The sequence below is a fragment of the Jannaschia pohangensis genome, assembly GCF_900113875.1.
Taxonomy (GTDB): domain Bacteria; phylum Pseudomonadota; class Alphaproteobacteria; order Rhodobacterales; family Rhodobacteraceae; genus Jannaschia; species Jannaschia pohangensis.
The window spans coordinates 76,489-97,706 of sequence record NZ_FORA01000003.1; the positions used below are offsets into that span (position 1 = coordinate 76,489).

A 21,218-nucleotide genomic window follows, 5' to 3' on the forward strand; every position below is an offset into this window, starting at 1 on the left:
GGCTCAGAGCATCCGGAGCAGGTCCAGCGACGGATCCCCCGTCACGGCCAGCCCGCGCGACCGCTGGAACGCCTCGATGGCGGCCCGGCTCTTGGGGCCGATGACGCCGTCCGACCCGTCGGTGTCGAACCCGGCGGCGGTCAGCTTGCGCTGCAACTCCTGCCGCTGGTCGATGGTCAGGCCGTAGCGGTCGGGGCCGAACGGTTGCCGCAAGGGGCCACCCCCGGCGATGCGATCGGCCAGGTGACCGACCCCCAGGGCATAGCTGTCGGAATTGTTGTAGCGCTTGATGACGCGGAAATTCGGCCCCGTGCGGAACGACGGCCCGCCCCGGTCCGGCGTCAGGTCACCGCCCGGATCCTCCACCGCCCAGGACGCGCCGCGCGACCAGCCGGCCCCCGACAAGTAAGACGCCGCCGAGGCCAGCGCATCGGTCGGATCGTCGCCCCAGATGTCGCGCCGCCCGTCGCCGGTGAAGTCGACCGCCGATTGCAGATAGGACGTCGGGATGAACTGCGTATGTCCCATGGCCCCGGCCCAGCTTCCAACCATCCGCTGCGGCGTCACATCGCCCGATTGCAGGATCTTCAGCGCCGCGATCAGCTGGCTTTCGAAGAAAGCCCCGCGCCGTCCCTCGTAGGCCAGCGTCGAAATCGCGCTGATCGTGGGGATGTCGCCGCGCCGCTGGCCGAAGTTGCTCTCGACGCCCCAGATGGCGCAGACGATCTCGGCGGGAACACCATAGCGCGCCTCGATGGCCTGCAGGTTGCCGCGTTGGCGCGCAAAGGCGGCGCGCCCCTCCTGCACCTTCGACTCGGGGGCGACGATGGCGATGTAATCCTCGAGACTGCGCTTGAATTCGGTCTGGTTGCGGTCGCGGGCGACGACACCCGGCACGAACCCCTGCCCCCGGAAAGCGGCCTCGATGACTTCGGAGCGGATGCCCTGACCGGCGGCGCGGCCCTTGAAGCCCGCGACCCAGTTGGACCACCCCGAATTGGCGCGCGGGATCAGGTCGGGGTCGGCGGCGCGAACCGAGGGGCGGGCCGATGTGGCGGGCGCATCGGCACAGGCCGACAGCGGCATCGCGGCCAGCATCAGGGTGAGGGTGCGTCTGTTCAACATGCCTGCGGGTCCTTCTGACGAGGTTTTGGCCACCCTAACGCAGCCGTGCCGCATCGCAAGCGGGAACGGGGCGACCGGCAAGGGCCGGCCGCTCCGGACGGTGCTTCAGGCCACCCACCCCGGCTTGCGCTTGTCAAAGAAACTGCCCACGCCCTCGGCGGCTTCGGGGTGCTGCCAACGCGCGGCCAGCGCCTCGATCGTCTGCTCGATCACAGCGGCATCGATGACGGGCCCCAAGGCGCGGGCCAGCGCCTTGGCTTCGGCCACCGCGACGGGCGCGCAGGACAGGTATGGTGTCACGTCCGCCTCGACCGCCGCATCGAGGTCACCCTCGGGCACGGCGCGAGACAGAATGCCAAGCTCCACCGCCTCGGCGGCGTCGAACCGGCGCGACGACATGAACACGCGCCGCGCCCGCCCCTCACCCATCCGCGCGACGACATAGGGGCCGATGGTGGCGGGGATCAGGCCCAGCCGCGTCTCGGTCAGACCGAACAGCGTCCCCTCCACCCCGATGGCCACGTCACAGATGCAGGCCAGCCCGATCCCGCCGCCAAAGGCATTGCCCTGAAGTCGGCCGATCAGGGGCTTGGGCAGGGTATTGAGCGCCTGGAGCATCCCGGCAAGCCGCCGCCCCTCGGCCTTGCGCTGGTCGTCGGGCGCATCGAACTGCGCGCGCATCCAGTTGAGGTCACCGCCGGCACAGAACGACTTGCCCGCCCCGGTCAGCACGACGACCCGGCTGTCGTCCCGCGCCAGCTCGCCCGCCAGCGCGGTCACTTCGTCCATCATCCGCGCCGACAGGGCATTGTGCGTGTCGGGCCGGTTCAGCGTCACGGTCACGACGCCCCGCGCGTCGCGGGTCACGGTCAGGGTCTCGAAATCGGTCATCTGGGCCTCCTGATGGGGGTTTCGGTCCGGGCGCGCCTGCGCCTCATCCGGTTCGCATGGTCCGGGCCATCTCCGCCGCCAGCCCGACTGTTTCGGCGTCAAGGCCGGTCTCGAATCCCGCCGCCGTCACATGGGCCAGCACGGCCTCGGTCGCCACGTTGCCCGCCGCGCCGGGCGCATAGGGACAGCCGCCCAGCCCGCCCACGGCGGCATCGAAGACGCGCAGCCCCCGGGCCAGCGCCACGTCGACATTCTCCAGCGCCCGCCCGCCCGTGTCGTGGAAATGCCCGGCCAATCGCGCCGGGGGCACCTCCTCGGACACGCGGGCCAGCATCGCGTCCACTGCCTCGGGCGTGCCGCGCCCGATGGTGTCGCCCAGGGACACCTCGTAGCAGCCGAAGTCGCGCAAGGCCGCCACCACCCGCGCCACGTCGCCGGGCGGCACCGCGCCGTCGAAGGGGCATTCGACCACGCAGGACACATAGCCCCGCACCGGCACCCCGTCGGCCCTGGCCGCCGCGACGATGGGGGCGAACCGCTCAAGGCTTTCGGCGATACCGGCGTTCAGGTTGGCGCGGGAGAACCCTTCGGACGCGCTTGCAAAGATCGCCACCTCGTCGGCCCCTGCCGCCCGCGCGCCCTGATAGCCGCGCAGGTTCGGCGTCAGCACCGCATAGGACACGCCCGGCGCGCGGGTGATGCCCGCCATGACCTCAGCCGCATCGGCCATCTGCGGCACCCACTTGGGGCTGACGAACGACGTGACCTCGATCCGCCGGAACCCCGCGCGCGACAATAGGTCGACCAGCGCGATCTTCTCGGACGCGGGGATCAGCCGCGCCTCGTTCTGCAACCCGTCGCGGGGGCCGACCTCGAAGATTTCCACGGTGTCAGGCATCGGGAACCTCATAGAAGTCCTTTGCGTAAAGCCCCCGCTCGCCCGCCACCTCCGCCGCAGCGGGCCGCGCCTCAAGACGGGCGAGCCAGGCGGCCAGCTTCGGGCGTTCGCCAACCCGGTGGAAATGGCGGGCCATCCAGACGGCCTGCCCCACGGCCACATCCGCCGCCGAGAAGGTCGCCAGAAGCCAGTCGCCCGTCAGCCGCGCCTCGACGGCATCGAAACACTTGCCGATCCGCGCCGCCTCCAGCTTCATCACCGTGGGCGAGCGCATCCAGTCCTCGCGCAGCATGACGTGGCTTTGGGTGCAGGCGGCGGCATGCTGGCTGATGGTTTCGGCGAAATGCACCCAGATCAGCCAATCGGCCCGCTCCGCATGGCCCGGCGCGCGGCCCAGACCGGCCTCGGGGAACCGCTCGCAGAGCACCTCGAGGATGGCCCCCGTCTCCCAGATGGCGCGCCCGTCGATCTCCAGCGCGGGCACCCGGCCCGCCGGGTTCAGCGCCAGGAATTCCTCACTCCGCAACGCCTTGTCGAACGACCAGACGCGCACGTCGAAGGGCACGCCCAATTCGCGCAGCAACCACAGCACCCGCTGCGACCGGCTTTGGGGAACGTGATGCAACAACAGACCGGTCACGTCGCCACCTCCGCAAGGTCCGGGTCGGTCTGTTGGACGATGGCAAGTCGGCTCAGGCTTTCGACCCAGGCGGCCAGATGCTTCCGCTCGGCAAGCATCCGGGCCGCCGGGGCAAAGCGGCGAAAGAGGTCGATCATGGGAAACAGATGCCAGTCGGACATGCCCGGCCCGATGCCCGTCAGAACACGCCCCTCGGCCGCGATCTCTTCCAGCGCATCCAGAACCCGGGGCGCCGATGCCATGCCTTCGGCCAGCGCGGCGGCATCAGGTGCATCACCCCGCCGCGCGGCCCCCACCCCCTCGACGAAGACCTGCCGGACCAGCGGCCAATAGGCATAGCTGTCGGCAATCGATCCGACCTGTGCCGCGCGCGCCCGGGTCAGCGCATCCGCGGGCTCATCCCCGCCGAAGGCCTGCTCGACATAGGTCAAGATCGCCCGCGTCTCGTAGATGCGCACCGCCCCGTGGTCCAATACGGGCACCCGGCCAAAGGGATGATACGCCCCTGCCGCGCCACCCGGATCGAAGGGATCGACCGGACGCCAGTCGAAGGTCACGCCCCGCGCCAGAAGCGCAAGCCGGACGGCGCGGGTATAGACGCTCGGGCCATAGCCGATCAGGACGACGCCGCTCACTCCTCCTCCAGACGGACCAGCGCCGCGCCCGCCTCGACCTGCTGGCCGCCTTCGACCAGCACTTCGGCCACCACGCCATCCCGCGCGGCCACCAGCGTATGCTCCATCTTCATCGCTTCCAGAATGGCCAGCCGGTCGCCCGCCGCGACCGTGTCGCCGGGGATCACGAAAACCGACTTCACCAGCCCCGGCATCGGCGCCTCGACCACGCCCGACGCGGCCCCGGCGGCGGCGGCCACGGCCAGCGGGTCGGGCACGTCGAAGGAATAGGTGTTGCCCCAGAAGACATGGATGCGGCCCGCGCCCGTCGCCAGATCCGCCGCGATCGGCGCGCCGTCGATGCGCCAGCCGCCGTCGCGTGTCACCTCATGGTCGGCACCCTCCAGCACGACGCGGTAGCGGCCCGCCCCGAGGCCCGTGACCTGCGCCAGGATCGCCTCGTCCCGCCAGATCAGCCGCGCGGTCCAGCTGAGCGGGGTCCAGAGGTGCAGCGCCTCGGCATCCTGCCCCCGGTCCAGCCCGAGCGCCGCCAGCGCCGCCAGCGCCCGCGTCCGCGAACAGGGTACGGGCCGCGCGGTCAACGCAGCGACATCGCGGTCGATCAGGCCGGTGTCGACCTCGCCCGCCTTGAACCCCTCGTGCTGCGCCAGCTTGCGCAGGAAGGACAGGTTGGTGACCGTCCCCGCCACCTGCGTGCCCGCCAGCGCGCGTTCCAGCGACAGAAGGGCGGTGGCGCGCGTCGGGCCATGCACCACGATCTTGGCGATCATAGGATCGTACCACGGGCTGATCGTATCGCCCGGGCGCACCCCCGTCTCGGCTCGCACGCCCGCCGGAAAGGCCAGATGGGTCAGCGTCCCTGTCTGGGGCAGGAACCCGCCCGCCGCGTCCTCTGCATAGAGCCGCGCCTCGAAGGCATGGCCGGTGATCGTCAGGTCTTCCTGCCGCGCGGGCAGGGTCTCACCGGCGGCGACGCGGAGCTGCCATTCGACAAGGTCCACGCCCGTGATCGCCTCGGTCACCGGATGCTCGACCTGCAATCGGGTGTTCATCTCCATGAAATAGAACCGGTCTGCGCGCAGCCCGTCGCTCGCGTCCACGATGAACTCCACCGTGCCCGCCCCGGCATAGCCGATGGCCTCGGCGGCGCGGACGGCGGCATCGCCCATGGCCGCGCGCATCTCGGGGGTCATTCCGGGGGCCGGGGCCTCTTCGATGACCTTCTGGTGGCGGCGTTGCAGCGAACAATCCCGCTCGAACAAGTGCACCGCGCGCGTGCCGTCGCCGAAGACCTGCACCTCGATGTGGCGCGGCGTGGTCACCCATTTCTCGATCAGGACATGGGCGTTGCCGAAGGCCTTCTTCGCCTCGGACTGCGCGGCGTCCAGCGCATCGGCAAAGCCGTCCGGTGCGTCGACCTTGCGCATGCCCTTGCCGCCGCCGCCCGCCACCGCCTTGATGAGGACGGGATAGCCGATCTTGTCGGCCTCGGCGGCCAGATCGGCCGGGTCCTGCCCCTCGCCCTGATAGCCGGGGACCACGGGCACCCCCGCCTCTTCCATCAGCACCTTGGCCGCGTCTTTGAGGCCCATGGCCCGGATCGCCGATGCCGACGGCCCGATGAACACCAGCCCCGCCGCCTCCACCGCCTCCACGAACTCCGGGTTCTCCGACAGGAAACCATAGCCGGGGTGGATCGCCTGCGCGCCCGTGGCCCGCGCCGCCGCGATGATCGCATCGCCACGAAGGTAGCTGTCGGCAGGCGCCGCCCCGCCAAGGCTCACCGCCTGATCGGCCATGGCGACATGGCGCGCGTCACGGTCCACGTCCGAATGCACCGCCACGGTCTGCACCCCCAGACGGCGGCAGGTGTCGATCACGCGACAGGCGATCTCGCCCCGGTTGGCAATCAGGATCTTGGTGAACATCAGCGAAAATCCTCGATATCCAAGTGGCGTTCCACGAAACCGGGCAAAGGCCAGGCGTCATAGTCGACCCCGGTCAGACGCCCGCCGCGCTGTCCGCGCCAGGCATGGCGGTAGAGGTCCATATGCAGCACGATCTCGACCTTTTGCAGAGCGGCGTCCACTTTGGCCTGTGTCTCGGCGATAGAGGATTCGAGCGTCTCCTGCGTGCTTTTGCGGCGCATCCAGCCCGGCAGACGGACGTCCCCCAAAATGGCCTTTCCCGCCGACAGCGCGACCATAAGGAAGATATTGGCCGTCAGCGTCCCCACCAGCGACATCAATCCCTCGGGCGAGCGGAACCACCCGAACCATCCCTTGCCGCCGTTGCCCTCGGCCTCAAGCTGCGCACGGGCCGCGTCGAACTCCTGCGCAAAGGACCGGCGGAACGCCTTTGCAAAGGTGCGACGGTCGAAATCGGACCGACCGGCCCAGACCTTCAGACGGGGCCGCGCGAACAGGCCCGCGCGCGACCGCTCCACGAATTGCTCGAAGTCGAAGATAAAGAAATAGTCCTCCGCATCGGCGGAGTTGTGGATCAGGTAGACGGGAATTTCCACGGCGCGCCCGAACTCCGGCAAGGCCAACGCGGGCAGCGCCTCGCGGCCCTTTTCGAACAGGCCCCGGATCATCGCGCGCGCCCCGCATAATCCTCCACCATGCGGAACCGTTCGCACATTATCTTCATGTCCTCCGACCATCCCCCCGTCCGTTCGAAATACGCGCGGTAGGCCTTGCGCCAATGCGCCAGGTCGCGGAATTCGCCCTGGGCCGCGACGAATGCCTCGTCCATCTCGGACCAGCGGCGGGTCTCGACCGACACCGTCTCGATCATCACGGCGGGCCGTCCGTCCCATTCCAGCGCCACGTCGCGGCGGCCGACCTCGGGCCAGGCGTCGCCCTTGTCGCCGTAGTGGTGCGCCGCCTCGCAGGTGGCGGTCTTCTTGCCCGACCGGACCAGCGCGAGGATCTCGGCGCTCAGTTCGGCGCTGTCGCCGAAGCGGAAGGTTTCCGCCTCGGGGTTGGCGTCGATGATATCCTGTAGACTGCGGGTCATGCGGACTCCTCCGGAGGCACCAGCCGTTCAAAGCGGTGGCGATAGATCAGGTTGGGCCGCACCCCGTCCGCCCAATACATCATCAGCGGGGCCGTCACCGGAAAAGCGGGCACGAGGGCGGCAAATGTCATGGGATAGGCGACGGGCCATTTGCACAGGATGGCAAGGACGGTGAGCGCCTCGAACGCCACCAGCGGCCAGAAGATCACGCCGCCCCAGGTCCAGACGGCGATGATGGCCAGCAAGGCGGCACAGGTCAGCACGGGCCCGATGGACAGGGCAAAGGCAGGATGCGCCCGGGCGGCGTCGCGCCCGACATAGACCCACTGCCATTCGCGGATGCCGCGCCCCCGGGCCGCCAGACGGGCCGCCCGCGCCTGCCCCATGTCGCGCCCCAGAACGATCACCGACCAGAGCGGCAGCAGCACGACCACTCCGAACAGCGGCCCGGCCGCCCAGATCGGCAACACCTGCGCCAGCCCCAAGGCCGGCACGACCCAGACGCCCACCCCGGCCAAAAGGCCCGGAACCGCCCAGAACCCCGGCAGGACCCCGATCGCCAACCCGCCGACACAGATCAGCACACCAAGGCCCGCGACCTGCGCGGTCACCTGCCCGCCGACCCCGGCCAAGGCCAGCAACAGGGCCAGAATGGCCATCGGCCCCAACACGAACAGGCGCAATCCCACCCTCATCTGATGCCCCGCATGGCGTTGCGCAGATGTTTCTCGGTCTGCCCGTCGAGCGACACCAGAAGCACCCTCTCGAAGGGCGGCGCGCCGATCTGCGGCTCGACCGCGCGCTGCCAGTCCATCACGCTGCGCACGGCGATCTCGGCGGCCTTGTCGTGCGGATAGCCATGCACGCCCGTGGATATCGCCGGAAAGGCAATCGACCGCGCCCCGGCCTGATAGGCCACCTGAAGGCTGCGCTCGTAGCACATGCGCAGCTTGAACGCCTCGCGCATCGCGCCGCCCTGCCACTTTGGCCCGACCGTATGGACGACGAACTTCGCGGGCAGGCCATAGGCCGCCGTCAGCTTGGCGTCCCCCGGCGAACAGCCCCCGAGGCCACGGCATTCTTCCTTGAGCTCCGGCCCCGCCACGCGGTGGATCGCCCCATCGACGCCGCCCCCGCCCAAAAGGGAGCGGTTGGCCGCGTTGACGATGGCGTCCACCTCGCAGCGCGTGATGTCGCCGCGCCAGATCTCCAGCACCGCCATTACATGCGGAACACGCCGAAGCGTGTCTCGGGGATCGGCGCGTTCAGGGCCGCGCGCAGGGACAGCGCCAGCACATCGCGCGACTTGCGCGGGTCGATGATTCCATCGTCCCATAGCCGCGCCGAGGCATAGAGCGGGTGCGACTGGCGCGCGAACATCTCTTCGGTGGGGCGGCGGAAGGCGGCTTCCTCCTCGGCGGACCAGTCCTGGCCCGCCCGCTCCATCCCGTCGCGCTTGACCGTGGCCAGAACCCCCGCCGCCTGCGCGCCGCCCATGACCGAGATGCGGCTGTTGGGCCATGTCCAGAGGAACCGGGGCTGATACGCCCGCCCCGCCATGCCGTAGTTGCCCGCGCCGAACGACCCGCCGACCAGCATGGTGACCTTGGGCACGGACGTGCTGGCCACGGCCGTCACCATCTTGGCCCCGTGCCGCGCGATCCCCTCGTTCTCGTATTTGCGGCCCACCATGAAGCCGGTGATGTTCTGCAGGAAAACCAGAGGGATGCGCCGCTGCGAACACAGCTCGATGAAATGCGCGCCCTTCTGCGCGGCTTCGGAAAACAGCACGCCGTTGTTGGCGACGATGCCGACCTGCATCCCGCAGACCTCGGCAAAGCCGGTGACCAGCGTCTCGCCGAAGCGCGCCTTGAACTCGTCGAAGCGCGACCCGTCGACCAGACGCATGATGACTTCGCGGATGTCATAGGGCGTGCGCAGATCGGCGGGCACCACGTCGAGCAATTCCTCGGGATCATAGGCCGGGGCTTCTCCGACCCAGTCCCCGCGCGCCGACCGGCCCAGGGCGCGCACCGCATCGCGGGCCAGCGCCAGCGCATGGGCGTCGTCCTCGGCCAGGTAATCGGCCACGCCCGACAGGCGCGTGTGGACATCGCCACCGCCCAGATCCTCGGCCGTCACCACCTCGCCCGTCGCGGCCTTGACCAGAGGCGGTCCGGCCAGAAAGATCGTCCCCTGCTCGCGCACGATGATGCTGACGTCCGACATGGCGGGGACGTAAGCGCCCCCGGCAGTGCAGGACCCCATGACGACGGCGATCTGCGCGATGCCCTTGGCGGACATCCGCGCCTGATTGTAGAAGATGCGCCCGAAATGGTCGCGGTCCGGGAAGACCTCGTCCTGATTGGGCAGGTTCGCCCCGCCGCTGTCGACCAGATAGACGCAGGGCAGATGGCATTCCTCGGCGATCTCCTGGGCGCGCAGGTGCTTCTTGACGGTGATCGGATAATACGTGCCGCCCTTCACCGTGGCATCGTTGCAGACCACCATCACGTCGCGCCCGTGGACCCGGCCCACGCCCGCGATGGCCCCGCCGCCCGGGGCCGCGCCATCGTACATGTCGTGGCCCGCAAACGCCCCCACTTCAAGGAACGGCGATCCGGGGTCCAGCAGGTTCGCCACCCGGTCACGCGGCAGCATCTTGCCCCGGCTCAGGTGCCGGTCGCGGGCCTTTTGCCCGCCGCCTTCCGCCGCCTGCTCCGCCGCCGCGCGGACCTCTGCCAAAGCCTCCAGATGGGCGGCGCGGTTCGACTTGGCCTGATCGGACCCGGTGATGAGCGATGAGGTGAGTTTCATTCCGTGCCCTCCGCCGGGCCGTCGTGGCCACGCGCCGTCCCACCCACTGCGGCCAGCCACCCAATCACACCCATCCGTTTGATCGCAAATCCGCACCGCATCAGTATCCCTCCAGCCGCATTCCGCGCAGCTCCAGCGTTCGCTTCGCCGTGAAGCCGAGATGGCAGGCGGTCCCGATCGTCGTGCGGATCGTCCCCCCTTGCCAAAGCGCATACCGCAAGCCGCATTCGGCATCGCGGTAGGCGATCCAGGCCCGCTGCGCATCGCGCAACGCGTCGGAGCGGTCGATGCCGGTGCCATCGTCGATCTCATCCAGCTGATCCCGCAGAAGCCCGTATTCCTCGTTCAGCAAGCGGTCCCATTCCTCCGTCTCGCGGTTGGTGCAGTCTGCCATGCCCAAGGTGGAATAACCGCCTTCGGTCCGCTTCTGGCACAGACCCGAGGCCGCGCCGATGCAATCGGGCTCCGTCCCCTCGCCGTTGGTATAGCACTGCGTGACAAGCGCGGGATCGAAGACGATCTCCTGAGCTGTGACGGGAGTAGCGAGAAGGATGAGGATCGCGGCACGGATCATTCGGCCAACTCCTTTTTGACCTGCTCCAGCTCCCGGTCGAGGAAGTAGGAGATGAGCGAGCGGATGATGACCAGAAGGCCCAGGAACACAAGGTCGGCCATGGCAAGGCTGAGCGCGGTGTGAAGGATGTCGGACACGATGAACAGCTCCAGCCCGGCAAGGATGTAGCGGCCCAGTTCAACCCGCTCCGAATTGACGCCCCTGACCCGCGCCTTGGCGTCCCCGCTGAGTTCGGCGCGCAGGAACCCCGAAATGAACCGGCCCACGCCGATCAGCAGGATGACACAGCTCACGATGTCGATCGCCACGACCAGATATTCCATCGCATGGACGAACCAGCCGAGCTGATCGTGCAAGACCGATCCGTCGCGGACGTAGTCGAAGAAGCTGGCCGTCTGCTCCATCAGCGCGCGCTCCGTTCCGTGCGCAGTACATCTTCCGCCGAGGCGACAAGGCGCAGCGTCGTGGAGGGGCCGAAGTAGGCGCAAAACGTGTCACGATCGATGCCGAATTGGGCCGCGTAATTGTCGCGCGGGCACCTGTCGCCGCCCGAAGCGACCAACCTGCGCGCGGCCTCGATCTCGCGCGCCGTGACCCGCGCGGGGCGGCGCGACATCTCGGACAGGCTGGCGTCGATGCGGTCCAGGCCTTCGCGGCTCAACACCTCCATCCCGGCGGCCAGACGCAGGGTGCACGCCCGCGCGTCGGCCTGCTCGAAGCAGTCGAACAATCCCGCCTCGATGCATTTGATCGCGGCAAAGCGCGCGGCCTCGGCCCGACCCTGAAGCGTTGCGGCAAAGAACAGGTCGCGGACCCGCTGATCGACCTCGGCCTGAAGGTTGGTCGTCACGCACAGGCGCACATCGGCCAACGGGTCCGCCCGAAGCTGGACCGGCAGAAACAGCAGCAGAAGCACCAGGACCCGCATCACCGCACCCCTTCGGTCAGTTGGCGCAGCGCGATCACGCGGGCCGCGGTCAGGTCGGCGTGACAGCGCGACGCGGCAACGTTGCGCATGGAGCCCGACCCCCAGGCATCGTGCACCATACGGCACTCCGCATCGCGAAACGCGGTCCAGGCGCGTTGTGCATCCAGCAGGCTGTCGCTGCGCTTGGAATAGCTCGCGTCGAAAAACGGCCGCTCCCGTGCGTCCAGCGCCTCGGCCCAGGCCAGATGCGCCACCAGATCGGCGCTGAGCAACGTTTCCCACAGGTCGGCCTCCATCGCGTTGCAGGCGGTCGTCCCCAGGGTCGTCCGCCCGCCCTCGGTCTCGAGCTGGCAGGTCTGCGCAGGCGCGTTCCGGCAGGTTTCGAGGTCCCGGGCGGTGCCGGTCTGCGCCACGCAGGTCTCGAACATCGCCCGGAAAGGCGCCGCGTCGAAATCGCCCGCCCGCGCCGGGGCGGCACCCGCCGCCAGCACGCACAGAAGGGCGACGGTCGGCACGCGGCTCATGTCCCGGGCTTTCCGGCCAGACGGGCCGCAATCCGCGCCTTCATCTCGGCCTGCGTCAGGCCCGTGCGGCGGCGCAGCAGTTCCCACCCCCAGCGGGATCGGCCGGGCCAGGCATCTCCGGGCGGATTGGCGTCGAGCCAGGCGCGCTCCTCGTCCCGGCGGGCGCGGATGTCGGCGGCGTTGTGACTGCCCCAATGGCGGTCCCGGGTCCGAAGCGCCTTTCGCGCCGCCGCCTCGGACGCCGCGACCGGGTCGTCGCGCAGGACGACATCCAGCACCCGGCGCAGCTTGCGGTTGGCCAGCGCCTTGACGCGGGGCGCATTCCGGCGCGACGACTTGTCGGACGAATTGGACACGATCTTGCGCTGACGCCCCTTGTCGCGCGCTTTCTTCGCGACCGGGTCCGTCTTGCGGCGCGGCTTGTCGGGGGGGCCGTCCGTCATCCCATGGCACCCATCAATTCCCGCCCGACCAGCATCCGGCGGATTTCCGATGTGCCCGCCCCGATCTCCATCAGCTTGGCGTCCCGGAACAGCCGACTGACGGCGACGTCGTTCATGAACCCGGCCCCGCCCATGGCCTGCACCGCCTGATGCGCCTGCTTCATCGCTTCCTCCGAGGCATAGAGCACGCAGGCCGCCGCATCCTGCCGCGTCACCTGACCCCGGTCGCAGGCCTTTGCGACCTCGTAGACATAGGCGCGGGCCGAATTCATCGCGGTGTACATATCCGCGATCTTGCCCTGCATGAGCTGGAACGACCCGATGGGTTTGCCGAACTGCCTGCGCTCGGCCAGATAGGGCATCACCTCGTCAAGGCAGGCCGCCATGATGCCGGTGCCGATGCCCGCCAGAACGACCCGTTCGTAATCGAGGCCCGACATCAGGACATTCACGCCCCGCCCCTCCTCGCCCAGGATGTTGTCGAAGGGGACTTCGACATCCTCGAACACGAGCTCCGCCGTGTTGGACCCCCGCATCCCCAGCTTGTCGAAATGGGCCGAGGTGCTGAACCCCGTCATCGACTTCTCGATCAGGAAGGCGGTGATGCCCTTCGATCCAGCTTCGGGGTCGGTCTTGGCATAGACGACCAGCGTGGTCGCATCCGGCCCGTTGGTAATCCAGTATTTCGTGCCGTTCAGGATGAAGCGGTCGTTGCGCTTTTCGGCGCGCAGCTTCATCGACACGACGTCCGACCCCGACCCGGCCTCGGACATGGCCAACGCGCCGACGTGTTCGCCCGAGATCAGGCCCGGCAGGTACTTCGCCTTCTGCTCCGCCGTGCCGTTCAGCGCGATCTGGTTCACGCAGAGATTGGAATGCGCGCCATAGGACAGGCTGACCGAGGCGCTGGCGCGCGCGATCTCCTCGACGGCGATGACATGGGCCAGATATCCCATGCCCGCGCCGCCGTCCGCTTCGGGCACGGTGATTCCCAAAAGGCCCAGCTCGCCCATCTCGGCCCAGAGTTCGGCGGGAAATTCGTTGGTCCGGTCGATCTGCGCGGCCAGCGGCTTTACCCGCTCCTGCGCCCACCGATGCACCATCTCGCGCAGGGCATTCACGTCTTCGCCCAGGTCGAAGGTCATGGTGGCGTTGAACATATCGGGCCCTCCCCAGGGAATTGAACAGTTGTTCAGTTCTATAGCGCGCGCCGTGTCGTTCGTCCACCGGAGGTTTCCCTGCCTTGCGCGACCTAGCGTCAACGGGCACGATGCCGCCATTGGTACCCGATTTTCAACAGGAGCGAGAGACATGGACTATTACGTCGCCTTCTATCGCGGTCACGGGACGATGGCGGACAAGGTGGTCCGCTATGCCACGCGGTCGCCTTTTTCGCACTGCGAACTGATCCTCTCGGACAAACGCCCCCGGATCGGCGATACGGTGCGCTGCATCTCCGCCTCGGCGCGCGACAACGGGGTCCGCATCAAGGACATCACGCTCAAGCATGGCAAATGGAAGATCTATGCCGTCCCATGGGCGCCACCCGAGACCTGGGACCGGGCCGAGGCACTGGTCGGCAAACCCTATGAGCTTTGGGCCATGATCCTGTCGCAGCTGGTCAACTTCCGGCGTCACGCGCGCAATCAATGGTATTGCTCCGAGATGATCGCCCATTCCCTCGGGCTCAGCATGCCGCATGCCAAGTCGCCGGGTGACCTGCTGCGGTCGATCCATGACCATTGCCAGACCTGGGCGCGTGCCCGCAATTCCGTGGCCCAGCTCCGGCCCGTCGCCGGGGACGATGACGACCTGGTCGTCGATTGCGCCGATGACGAGGAAATGAACCCGACCTTCGGCTGACCCTATTGCCTCCTAGCGGTCGGGCAAGGGGATGAACTCGCCGTCGTCCGTGGGCGGCAGCTGGAACCGGCCGTGCTCCCAATCGCCTGCGGCCCAGGCTTCCTTGGCGGCCTCAATCTTCTCCCTGGATGAGGCGACGAAGTTCCACCAGATGTGGCGCGGACCGTTCAGCGTCGCGCCGCCCAACAACATCAGCCGCGCCCCCGCGGGGCCTGCGGTGACCGTGATGGCGTCGCCGGGGCGAAACACCATCATCTGCCCGGCATCAAAGCTGTCACCCGCGACCTCGATCGATCCGTCCGTGACATAGAGACCCCGATCCTCGTGATCGTCTGGCAGGGGCAGCTTCGCGCCCGCCTTCAGGACGGCATCGGCATAGAACATCTCGGTAAAGGTCTTCGTCGGCGCACGTTCGCCCCAGGCGGTGCCGACGATCAGGCGCACCTCCTTGCCCTCTCCTTCCAGAAACGGCAGCGCAGCCTCCTTGTGGTGTTCGAAGGCGGCGTCGGTCTCCTCCGCCTCCTCGGGCAGAGCGACCCAGGTCTGGATGCCGAACAGGCTGCTCGGGCCCTTGCGCGTTTCGGCGCTGGTGCGTTCGGAATGGGTCACGCCATTGCCCGCGATCATCCAGTTCACTTCGCCGGGATGGATCATCTGATTGGTGCCGAGCGAATCCTGATGCTGGAATTCCCCGCGATAGAGATAGGTCACCGTCGCCAGACCGATGTGCGGATGGGGCCGGACGTCGATCCCTTGATCGGTGATGAACTCGGCGGGGCCCATCTGGTCGAAGAAGACGAAGGGCCCGACCATCTGACGCCGCGCCGACGGCAGGGCGCGCCGCACCTCGAAGCCGCCGATGTCGCGGGCACGCGGAACGATCAGCGTCTCGATCGCGTCGATGTCGTCCGCCCCGGGGCAGATCGGTTCGATTGCGGGGTTCCAGCTCATCACGGGGTCCTTTCGCAAGGCGGGTCGCCCGGGCGGGTCAGCCCAGATGACGCGCGGCTTCGTCGGTCACGACCCGGCATATAAGGGCGCAATCGTTCAGATCGAAGGTCAGCGGCACGCGCATGTCCAGAAGACCCGCCAGCACCGCATCAGTGCGCGGCAAGTCCTGTGCCGCGACATAGCCCCAGTGACGATGGGCCGAGGTGAAGCCGATGGCCTGCGGCGCGCCGAACCATTTCCATTCGACCCCCCGGTCCGCACAGGCGGCGACGAAACCCGGCACGCGGTCCGGATCGTTAGCCACAACCTGGATCGAGGAGCCGACGTAGGTCTCGGCGTTCGGGCGGTCGATGACGCGCAGGCCGGTCGCGGATCGCAACCCGTCTTCCAGCGCGCGATATCGCGTGTTCCACCGCTCCACCTGTCGCGGCAGGTCGGCCAGTTGCGGCCGCAGGATCGCGGCGCGCAGCTCGTCCATCCGGCCCGAGACATTCGGCATCATGCCCTTGTGGCGGGCGAAGACCTCTTCGGACGGGGCGGTGCCGTTCCTGGCATAGATCATGTAGCTGCCCGAGAGCAGGATCATCCGCGCGGCCAGATCGGCGTCGTCGGTGACGATCAGCCCACCCTCGCCCGAGTTGACGTGCTTGTAGGTCTGGCAGGAATAGCAGCCGATCTTGCCCCACCGGCCCGAGGCACGCCCGGCCCATGCGGCGCCCATGGTATGGGCGCAATCCTCGATCACGGCGATGTCGGCGGCGTCGCAGATTTCCATCAGCCGCTCCATGTCGGCCAGATGCCCGCGCATGTGCGACAGCATTAGAACCCGCGCCTGACCGGCCTTGGCGGCCAAATCGCCCAAGTCGATGACCAGCCTGTCCGTCACCTCGACAAGAACGGGCCGCGCGCCGACGGCGGCAATCGCGCCCGGCACGGGGGCCAGCGTCCAGCCGTTGGTCAGCACCGGGTCGCCCGGCCCGACCCCGAGCGCGCGCAGGGCCGCGCCCATGGCATAGCCGCCCGAGGCCACGGCAAGGCAATGGGCCGCGCCCGTCTGGGCGGCAAACTCCTCCTCCAGCGCGGCGACATGGGACGGGTCGGCGCCGTAGCGGTGCAGCTTGCCCGAGCGCATCACCTCGACCGCGGCGGCGATGCCCGCTTCGGGGATCGGTTCCTGACGGGTGAAGGATTTCGTGAAGGTCTCCATGGGGCCAGTTGGAGCCAGCGGGCCGCCGGGGTCAATGGGCATCGTGGGCGCCACCGGGTTACCCGTGGGTAACCCTTTCTGAAACCTTAACAAATCGTGGGGGCGAACGGTCAGCCGATAAGGTCGCGCACGATCCCGTCCAGATCCTCGTAGCGGTGGAGCAGCGCTTCGGGCGACAGGTCGGCCACGGTCGCACCGCCGGGGGCAAAGGTCACCAGAATCGACGCCAGACCCGCATTGGCCGAAGTGTCGCGATCGGTCTTGGTATCGCCAACCAGAACGGCGCGCGTCCGGTCCCCGCCCGCCGCGTCGATGGCGGCGTGGAGCGGCGCGGGGTCGGGTTTGCGCACCGGCAGGGTGTCGGCCCCGATCAGGCTGTGAAAATCCGACAGCGCGCCCAGATCGGTCATCAACTGGCGGGCCAGCCCCTCGGGCTTGTTGGTGCAGATTCCCACGGCATAGCCGCCGCCGCGCAGCCGGGCGACCGCGTCGCGCGCGCCGGGATAGAAGGTGGTGTGGCGACAGATGTCGCGGGCATAGGCGTCGAGAAGGGGCTGATAGCCTGCATCCACCTCGGCCTCGTCCACCTGGCCCAGACGCGACAGGCCCAGGCGCAGCATGGCCCGGCCGCCGCGCAGCGCCGTGGCCCGGTCTTCGGTGGCGGTCGGGTCCAGCGCGACCCGGTGCCCCAGTACGGCAAAGGCCGCATTCGCCGCCGCCAGCAGATCGGCAGAGGTATCGCAGAGCGTCCCGTCGAGGTCGAAGATCACACAAGGTTTCATCTTTGGCGGCCTTTCGCAGGGGGCGGGTTGCGGGACGGTGCGGGACGGGTAGAACGGCGAGGACAGAAGAGAAAGGCCAAAGATGCCAACCGCGTTGATCGTGCTGGCCGCCGGGCAGGGCAGCCGACTGAAATCAGACATGCCGAAGGTGCTGCACGAGGTGGCCCATGCGCCGCTGCTGCACCACGCGCTGCGGGCGGGCGAAAGCCTGTCGCCCGAACGCACCGTCGTCGTCGTGGGCCACGAAGGCGACCGCGTGGCCGCCGCGCTGGACGGTTGGGACGCCGTGATCGTCCCTCAGGACGCGCAACTGGGCACCGGCCATGCCGTGGCGCAGGCGCGCGGCGCCCTGGAGGGGTTCGAGGGAGACGTGATCGTGCTTTACGGCGACACGCCCTTCATCCGGCCCGAAACGCTGGAGGCGATGCTGGCGGCGCGCGGCGGCGGGGCCGATGTGGTCGTCCTGGGGTTCGAGGCGGCCGATCCGGGACGCTATGGCCGACTTGTGACCGACGGCGACCGGCTGGAGCGGATCGTCGAGTTCAAGGACGCCACCGAGGCAGAGCGCGCGATCCGGCTGTGCAATTCGGGGGTCATGGCCTGCGACGCGGGGCTGATGTTCGACCTGCTGGACCAGATCGGCAACGACAATGCGGCGGGCGAATACTATCTGACCGACCTGCCGGGGCTGGCGCGGGCCGCACGGCTGTCGGCGCGGGTCGTCACCTGCACCGAAGCGGAGACCCTGGGCGTGAACACCCGCGCCGACCTGGCCGCCGCCGAGGCCGCGTTTCAGGCCGCCAAGCGGGCCGAGATGATGGACGAGGGCGTCACCCTGACCGCGCCCGAGACGGTGTTCTTCGCCCACGACACCTATGTGGGCCGCGATGTCGTGATCGAGCCGCATGTCGTCTTCGGCCCCGAGGTCACCATCGAGAGCGGCGCGCTGATCCGCGCATTCTCTCATCTGGAAGGGTGCCACGTGTCCGAGGCCTGTGTGATCGGGCCCTATGCCCGGCTGCGCCCGGGCGCGGAGCTTGACCGGGGCGTCCGCGTCGGCAACTTCGTCGAGGTGAAGGCCGCGCAGGTCCACGAGGGGGCCAAGATCAACCACCTGTCCTATGTGGGCGACGCCGAGGTGGGCGCGCGGGCCAACATCGGGGCGGGGACGATCACCTGCAATTATGACGGCGTGTTCAAGCACCGGACCGTCATCGGCGCGGATGCCTTCATCGGGTCGAACACGTCGCTGGTCGCGCCCGTCCGGGTGGGCGACGGCGCGATGACCGGATCGGGCAGTGTGGTGACCACGGATGTACCCGACGGCGATCTGGCGCTGGCGCGGGCCAAGCAAGTGAACAAGGACGGGTTGGCGACACGGTTGATGTCGAAACTGCGGGCCGCAAAGGCAAGGAAAACCAACTGATGTGCGGAATTATCGGGATACTGGGCGACCATCAGGCGGCACCGATCATGGTCGATGCGCTCAAGCGGCTGGAATACCGCGGCTATGACAGCGCGGGCATCGCCACGGTGTCGGAGGGCGTGCTGGACCGGCGGCGGGCCGTGGGCAAGCTCGTGAACCTCGCCGACCTGCTGGTGACCGACCCGCTGCCAGGGTTCGCGGGCATCGGGCACACCCGGTGGGCGACCCATGGCGTGCCCTCGGTCCCCAATGCGCATCCGCACCGGGCGGGGCGCGTGGCCGTCGTCCACAATGGCATCATCGAGAATTTCCGCACCCTGCGCGAGGAAGCGGGCGGCCCGTGGGAAAGCGAGACCGACACAGAAGCCGTGGTGCGTCTGTGCGAGAAGTTCCTGGATCAGGGGATGTCGCCCCGCGACGCGGCCTTTGCCACCATCGACCGGCTGGAGGGGGCCTATGCCCTGTGCTTCCTGTTCGAGGGCGAGGGCGATCTTCTGGTCTGCGCCCGCTCGGGTCCGCCGCTGGCCGTGGGCACCGGGGACGGCGAGATGTTCGTGGGCTCCGATGCCATCGCGCTGGCCGGGCTGACCGACCGGATCACCTATCTGGAGGACGGCGACCGCGCCGTGGTGACGCGCGCGGGCATGCAGATCTTCGACGCCCAGAACCGCCAGATCAACCGCGACATGCGCCGCGTGGTGATCGAGACGCGGGGCATGGAAAAGGCCGGTCACAAGCACTTCATGGCCAAGGAAATCCACGAGCAGCCGCAGACCGTGGCCGATGTGCTGGCGGTCTTCCTTGACGGCGACCGGGTCGTGCCGCCGACAGCCTATGATTTCGCCGCCACCGACCGCATCCAGATGGTCGCCTGCGGCACCGGGTTCATCGCCTGCATGGTGGCGAAATACTGGTTCGAGGCCCTGGCGCGCTTGCCGGTGGAAGTGGATATCGCCTCGGAATACCGCTACCGCGAAGGGCCAATCGGGCCCGACACCTCGGCCCTGTTCCTCAGCCAGTCGGGCGAGACGGCGGACACCCTGGCCGCGTTGCGCTATGCCAAGGGGCAGGCCCGGGCGATCCTGTCCATCGTGAACGTCCCCGAAAGCAGCATCGCGCGGGAGTCCGACGTGACCTGGCCGATCACGGCGGGCGTCGAAGTGGGCGTCGCCTCGACCAAGGCCTTCGTCAATCAGCTGGTCATCCTGCTTGCCCTGGCGATCCATGCCGGAGTGCAGCGCGGTCAGATCGACGCCGCCCGCGAGGCGGAGCTGGTGGCCGGCCTGCGTCGGCTGCCGGGGCTTCTGTCCCTTGCCCTTGCCATCGAGGACGATTGCATCGCGCTGACGCACAGGTTGGCCGAGGCGACCGACATCCTGTTCCTGGGGCGCGGGCCGATGTATCCGCTGGCCCATGAAGGGGCGCTGAAGCTCAAGGAAATCAGCTATATCCACGCCGAGGCCTATGCCTCGGGCGAGTTGAAGCACGGGCCGATCGCGCTGGTGGACCGCTCCCTGCCCGTGGTCGTCTTCGCCCCGACGGATGCGCTCTTCGACAAGACGGTGAGCAACATGCAGGAGGTCATGGCGCGCGAAGGTCAGGTCCTTCTGGTCACCGATGCCGCAGGCGCGGAGCAGGCGTCGGAGGGTGTCTGGGACGTGCTGGTCATGCCGACGGTCGAACCGATCTTTGCCCCCATCCTCTATGCCCTGCCCGCGCAATTGCTGGCCTACCACACGGCGGTCCACAAGGGCACGGACGTCGATCAGCCGCGCAATCTGGCCAAGTCGGTGACGGTCGAATGAGCGACGCGGAAACCCCCGACGGCACGGAAACGCCGAACCTGTCCGCCATGCTCGCCGCCCGGCGGGAGAGCATCCTGACCGACCTGCGCGCGGCGGGCGACGCCGACCGCGCGGCGCGGGACCGGGCGGCGAACCGGACGCAACGGGAGACCTGGGGCGTGTCGGCGGAAACCCTGAACGAAACGGCCAAGGCCCTGCGCGACGAACTGTCGGTCGATCACCGGGTCATCATCGCCGACGCCCTGTGGCGGGCCGAGGTGTTCGACGCGCGGATGCTGGCCTGCAAGATGATGACCCAGGCGCGCATCCGGCCCGATGACGGGGTCTGGGCGCGGCTGACCGAATGGGTGTTCCAGATCGACTGTCGCGCCCTGTCGGAGGCGGCGGCGGCGGCGATGTCGCGGCGGGTGATGGCGGATCTGTCGCGGCTGGACGTGGTTGCCGGCTGGACCGACGCGGCAAACCCCTGGGTGCGGCGCACGGCGCTGGCGGCGGCGACACCGCTGGCCAAGACGAACCGCCCGACCGAAGCAGAGCTGGCCGCGCGCGAACGGGTCATCGGCTGGATCGCGGCCATGGCCGACGACGCGCGCCCGGTCATCCGGCAGGCGGTCGACGGCTGGCTGCGCGACCTGGCCCGCCACGACCCGGACCGGGTCGCGGCCTTCCGCGAGACCGGGGCCTGAGG

General features: G+C 68.6%; 24 protein-coding genes. 4 read left to right on the top strand and 20 right to left on the bottom strand.

Features of this window, described 5'->3' with window-relative positions:
* Positions 1 to 3: 3 nt before the first annotated feature.
* From BM002_RS11415 to BM002_RS11495, 17 genes are all read right to left on the bottom strand, one after another.
* A complete protein-coding gene (locus tag BM002_RS11415) occupies positions 4 to 1,125 on the bottom strand; it encodes a lytic murein transglycosylase (protein WP_092780863.1) in 1,122 nt (373 codons plus the stop codon).
* Between the two features lie 105 nt (positions 1,126 to 1,230).
* Positions 1,231 to 2,016: a crotonase/enoyl-CoA hydratase family protein gene (locus BM002_RS11420; RefSeq protein ID WP_092780866.1), complete on the bottom strand. Its 786-nt coding sequence runs from the start codon at positions 2,014 to 2,016 to the stop codon at positions 1,231 to 1,233.
* A gap of 43 nt (positions 2,017 to 2,059) precedes the next feature.
* A complete protein-coding gene (locus BM002_RS11425) occupies positions 2,060 to 2,914 on the bottom strand; it encodes a hydroxymethylglutaryl-CoA lyase (RefSeq protein ID WP_092780869.1) in 855 nt (284 codons plus the stop codon).
* Complete coding sequence (locus BM002_RS11430) at positions 2,907 to 3,554, bottom strand: glutathione S-transferase family protein (protein WP_092780873.1); 648 nt, start codon at positions 3,552 to 3,554, stop codon at positions 2,907 to 2,909. The genes BM002_RS11425 and BM002_RS11430 overlap by 8 nt, the downstream gene beginning before the upstream one ends.
* A complete protein-coding gene (locus BM002_RS11435; RefSeq protein WP_092780876.1) occupies positions 3,551 to 4,189 on the bottom strand; it encodes a glutathione S-transferase family protein in 639 nt (212 codons plus the stop codon). Before BM002_RS11435 ends, BM002_RS11430 begins: the two co-directional genes overlap by 4 nt.
* Positions 4,186 to 6,117, bottom strand: coding sequence for an acetyl/propionyl/methylcrotonyl-CoA carboxylase subunit alpha (locus BM002_RS11440; RefSeq protein WP_092780879.1), 1,932 nt, complete (start codon positions 6,115 to 6,117; stop codon positions 4,186 to 4,188). The genes BM002_RS11435 and BM002_RS11440 overlap by 4 nt, the downstream gene beginning before the upstream one ends.
* Positions 6,117 to 6,785 (bottom strand): hypothetical protein, encoded by a 669-nt coding sequence (locus BM002_RS11445; protein ID WP_092780882.1) that lies wholly within the window; start codon positions 6,783 to 6,785, stop codon positions 6,117 to 6,119. The genes BM002_RS11440 and BM002_RS11445 overlap by 1 nt, the downstream gene beginning before the upstream one ends.
* Positions 6,782 to 7,210: an ASCH domain-containing protein gene (locus BM002_RS11450; protein WP_092780886.1), complete on the bottom strand. Its 429-nt coding sequence runs from the start codon at positions 7,208 to 7,210 to the stop codon at positions 6,782 to 6,784. The genes BM002_RS11445 and BM002_RS11450 overlap by 4 nt, the downstream gene beginning before the upstream one ends.
* Positions 7,207 to 7,905 carry a hypothetical protein gene (locus tag BM002_RS11455; RefSeq protein WP_139212354.1) on the bottom strand — a complete coding sequence of 233 codons (699 nt, stop codon included), beginning with the start codon at positions 7,903 to 7,905 and terminating at the stop codon, positions 7,207 to 7,209. Before BM002_RS11455 ends, BM002_RS11450 begins: the two co-directional genes overlap by 4 nt.
* Entirely contained in the window at positions 7,902 to 8,432 is a 531-nt protein-coding gene (locus BM002_RS11460) for a macro domain-containing protein (protein ID WP_092780892.1), read from the bottom strand. The genes BM002_RS11455 and BM002_RS11460 overlap by 4 nt, the downstream gene beginning before the upstream one ends.
* On the bottom strand, positions 8,432 to 10,027 hold the full coding sequence (locus BM002_RS11465) for a carboxyl transferase domain-containing protein (RefSeq protein ID WP_092780895.1): 1,596 nt from the start codon (positions 10,025 to 10,027) through the stop codon (positions 8,432 to 8,434). Before BM002_RS11465 ends, BM002_RS11460 begins: the two co-directional genes overlap by 1 nt.
* 100 nt (positions 10,028 to 10,127) lie before the next feature.
* Entirely contained in the window at positions 10,128 to 10,601 is a 474-nt protein-coding gene (locus BM002_RS11470) for a lysozyme inhibitor LprI family protein (RefSeq protein ID WP_092780898.1), read from the bottom strand.
* Positions 10,598 to 11,005, bottom strand: coding sequence for a DUF1622 domain-containing protein (locus BM002_RS11475; RefSeq protein WP_092780901.1), 408 nt, complete (start codon positions 11,003 to 11,005; stop codon positions 10,598 to 10,600). The genes BM002_RS11470 and BM002_RS11475 overlap by 4 nt, the downstream gene beginning before the upstream one ends.
* The gene (locus BM002_RS11480; RefSeq protein ID WP_092780904.1) at positions 11,005 to 11,529 is read right to left on the bottom strand and encodes a hypothetical protein; all 525 of its coding nucleotides are present in this window, start codon (positions 11,527 to 11,529) and stop codon (positions 11,005 to 11,007) included. The genes BM002_RS11475 and BM002_RS11480 overlap by 1 nt, the downstream gene beginning before the upstream one ends.
* Positions 11,529 to 12,053 carry a lysozyme inhibitor LprI family protein gene (locus BM002_RS11485; RefSeq protein WP_092780907.1) on the bottom strand — a complete coding sequence of 175 codons (525 nt, stop codon included), beginning with the start codon at positions 12,051 to 12,053 and terminating at the stop codon, positions 11,529 to 11,531. Before BM002_RS11485 ends, BM002_RS11480 begins: the two co-directional genes overlap by 1 nt.
* Positions 12,050 to 12,496, bottom strand: a complete 447-nt coding sequence (locus BM002_RS11490) for a hypothetical protein (protein WP_092780910.1) — start codon at positions 12,494 to 12,496, stop codon at positions 12,050 to 12,052. The genes BM002_RS11485 and BM002_RS11490 overlap by 4 nt, the downstream gene beginning before the upstream one ends.
* Positions 12,493 to 13,656, bottom strand: coding sequence for an isovaleryl-CoA dehydrogenase (locus BM002_RS11495; RefSeq protein WP_092780913.1), 1,164 nt, complete (start codon positions 13,654 to 13,656; stop codon positions 12,493 to 12,495). Before BM002_RS11495 ends, BM002_RS11490 begins: the two co-directional genes overlap by 4 nt.
* Positions 13,657 to 13,807: 151 nt before the next feature.
* On the opposite strand from BM002_RS11495, the gene BM002_RS11500 reads away from it, so the two are divergent.
* On the top strand, positions 13,808 to 14,359 hold the full coding sequence (locus BM002_RS11500; RefSeq protein ID WP_092780916.1) for a hypothetical protein: 552 nt from the start codon (positions 13,808 to 13,810) through the stop codon (positions 14,357 to 14,359).
* A 12-nt stretch (positions 14,360 to 14,371) separates the two neighbouring features.
* Here BM002_RS11500 and BM002_RS11505 read toward each other — a convergent pair whose 3' ends face one another.
* The 3 genes from BM002_RS11505 to BM002_RS11515 form a co-directional block, all read right to left on the bottom strand.
* A complete protein-coding gene (locus tag BM002_RS11505; protein ID WP_092780919.1) occupies positions 14,372 to 15,310 on the bottom strand; it encodes a pirin family protein in 939 nt (312 codons plus the stop codon).
* A 37-nt stretch (positions 15,311 to 15,347) separates the two neighbouring features.
* Positions 15,348 to 16,517: a DegT/DnrJ/EryC1/StrS family aminotransferase gene (locus BM002_RS11510; protein ID WP_092780922.1), complete on the bottom strand. Its 1,170-nt coding sequence runs from the start codon at positions 16,515 to 16,517 to the stop codon at positions 15,348 to 15,350.
* A gap of 110 nt (positions 16,518 to 16,627) precedes the next feature.
* Positions 16,628 to 17,299: an HAD-IA family hydrolase gene (locus BM002_RS11515; protein ID WP_092780925.1), complete on the bottom strand. Its 672-nt coding sequence runs from the start codon at positions 17,297 to 17,299 to the stop codon at positions 16,628 to 16,630.
* An 82-nt stretch (positions 17,300 to 17,381) separates the two neighbouring features.
* Here BM002_RS11515 and glmU point away from each other — a divergent pair, with 82 nt between their 5' ends.
* The 3 genes from glmU to BM002_RS11530 are packed head-to-tail and all read left to right on the top strand — an operon-like array spanning position 17,382 to position 21,216.
* On the top strand, positions 17,382 to 18,725 hold the full coding sequence (glmU, locus tag BM002_RS11520) for a bifunctional UDP-N-acetylglucosamine diphosphorylase/glucosamine-1-phosphate N-acetyltransferase GlmU (protein ID WP_092780928.1): 1,344 nt from the start codon (positions 17,382 to 17,384) through the stop codon (positions 18,723 to 18,725).
* Positions 18,725 to 20,530, top strand: a complete 1,806-nt coding sequence (glmS, locus tag BM002_RS11525) for a glutamine--fructose-6-phosphate transaminase (isomerizing) (RefSeq protein ID WP_092780931.1) — start codon at positions 18,725 to 18,727, stop codon at positions 20,528 to 20,530. Before glmU ends, glmS begins: the two co-directional genes overlap by 1 nt.
* Complete coding sequence (locus BM002_RS11530) at positions 20,527 to 21,216, top strand: DNA alkylation repair protein (protein WP_092780934.1); 690 nt, start codon at positions 20,527 to 20,529, stop codon at positions 21,214 to 21,216. The genes glmS and BM002_RS11530 overlap by 4 nt, the downstream gene beginning before the upstream one ends.
* The last annotated feature ends 2 nt before the right edge of the window (positions 21,217 to 21,218 follow it).

Excerpts from the sequence above, each read along its gene's own strand:
- BM002_RS11485 (WP_092780907.1), bottom strand. The coding sequence starts at position 12,053 with ATGAGCCGCGTGCCGACCGTCGCCCTTCTGTGCGTGCTGGCGGCGGGT.
- BM002_RS11530 (WP_092780934.1), top strand. The coding sequence starts at position 20,527 with ATGAGCGACGCGGAAACCCCCGACGGCACGGAAACGCCGAACCTGTCC.
- BM002_RS11445 (WP_092780882.1), bottom strand. The coding sequence starts at position 6,785 with ATGATCCGGGGCCTGTTCGAAAAGGGCCGCGAGGCGCTGCCCGCGTTG.
- BM002_RS11475 (WP_092780901.1), bottom strand. The coding sequence starts at position 11,005 with ATGGAGCAGACGGCCAGCTTCTTCGACTACGTCCGCGACGGATCGGTC.
- glmU (WP_092780928.1), top strand. The coding sequence starts at position 17,382 with ATGCCAACCGCGTTGATCGTGCTGGCCGCCGGGCAGGGCAGCCGACTG.
- BM002_RS11480 (WP_092780904.1), bottom strand. The coding sequence starts at position 11,529 with ATGCGGGTCCTGGTGCTTCTGCTGCTGTTTCTGCCGGTCCAGCTTCGG.
- BM002_RS11505 (WP_092780919.1), bottom strand. The coding sequence starts at position 15,310 with ATGAGCTGGAACCCCGCAATCGAACCGATCTGCCCCGGGGCGGACGAC.
- BM002_RS11415 (WP_092780863.1), bottom strand. The coding sequence starts at position 1,125 with ATGTTGAACAGACGCACCCTCACCCTGATGCTGGCCGCGATGCCGCTG.
- BM002_RS11420 (WP_092780866.1), bottom strand. The coding sequence starts at position 2,016 with ATGACCGATTTCGAGACCCTGACCGTGACCCGCGACGCGCGGGGCGTC.
- BM002_RS11450 (WP_092780886.1), bottom strand. The coding sequence starts at position 7,210 with ATGACCCGCAGTCTACAGGATATCATCGACGCCAACCCCGAGGCGGAA.
- BM002_RS11425 (WP_092780869.1), bottom strand. The coding sequence starts at position 2,914 with ATGCCTGACACCGTGGAAATCTTCGAGGTCGGCCCCCGCGACGGGTTG.
- BM002_RS11515 (WP_092780925.1), bottom strand. The coding sequence starts at position 17,299 with ATGAAACCTTGTGTGATCTTCGACCTCGACGGGACGCTCTGCGATACC.
- BM002_RS11500 (WP_092780916.1), top strand. The coding sequence starts at position 13,808 with ATGGACTATTACGTCGCCTTCTATCGCGGTCACGGGACGATGGCGGAC.
- BM002_RS11465 (WP_092780895.1), bottom strand. The coding sequence starts at position 10,027 with ATGAAACTCACCTCATCGCTCATCACCGGGTCCGATCAGGCCAAGTCG.
- BM002_RS11460 (WP_092780892.1), bottom strand. The coding sequence starts at position 8,432 with ATGGCGGTGCTGGAGATCTGGCGCGGCGACATCACGCGCTGCGAGGTG.
- BM002_RS11490 (WP_092780910.1), bottom strand. The coding sequence starts at position 12,496 with ATGACGGACGGCCCCCCCGACAAGCCGCGCCGCAAGACGGACCCGGTC.
- BM002_RS11495 (WP_092780913.1), bottom strand. The coding sequence starts at position 13,656 with ATGTTCAACGCCACCATGACCTTCGACCTGGGCGAAGACGTGAATGCC.
- BM002_RS11510 (WP_092780922.1), bottom strand. The coding sequence starts at position 16,517 with ATGGAGACCTTCACGAAATCCTTCACCCGTCAGGAACCGATCCCCGAA.
- glmS (WP_092780931.1), top strand. The coding sequence starts at position 18,725 with ATGTGCGGAATTATCGGGATACTGGGCGACCATCAGGCGGCACCGATC.
- BM002_RS11440 (WP_092780879.1), bottom strand. The coding sequence starts at position 6,117 with ATGTTCACCAAGATCCTGATTGCCAACCGGGGCGAGATCGCCTGTCGC.
- BM002_RS11470 (WP_092780898.1), bottom strand. The coding sequence starts at position 10,601 with ATGATCCGTGCCGCGATCCTCATCCTTCTCGCTACTCCCGTCACAGCT.
- BM002_RS11455 (WP_139212354.1), bottom strand. The coding sequence starts at position 7,905 with ATGAGGGTGGGATTGCGCCTGTTCGTGTTGGGGCCGATGGCCATTCTG.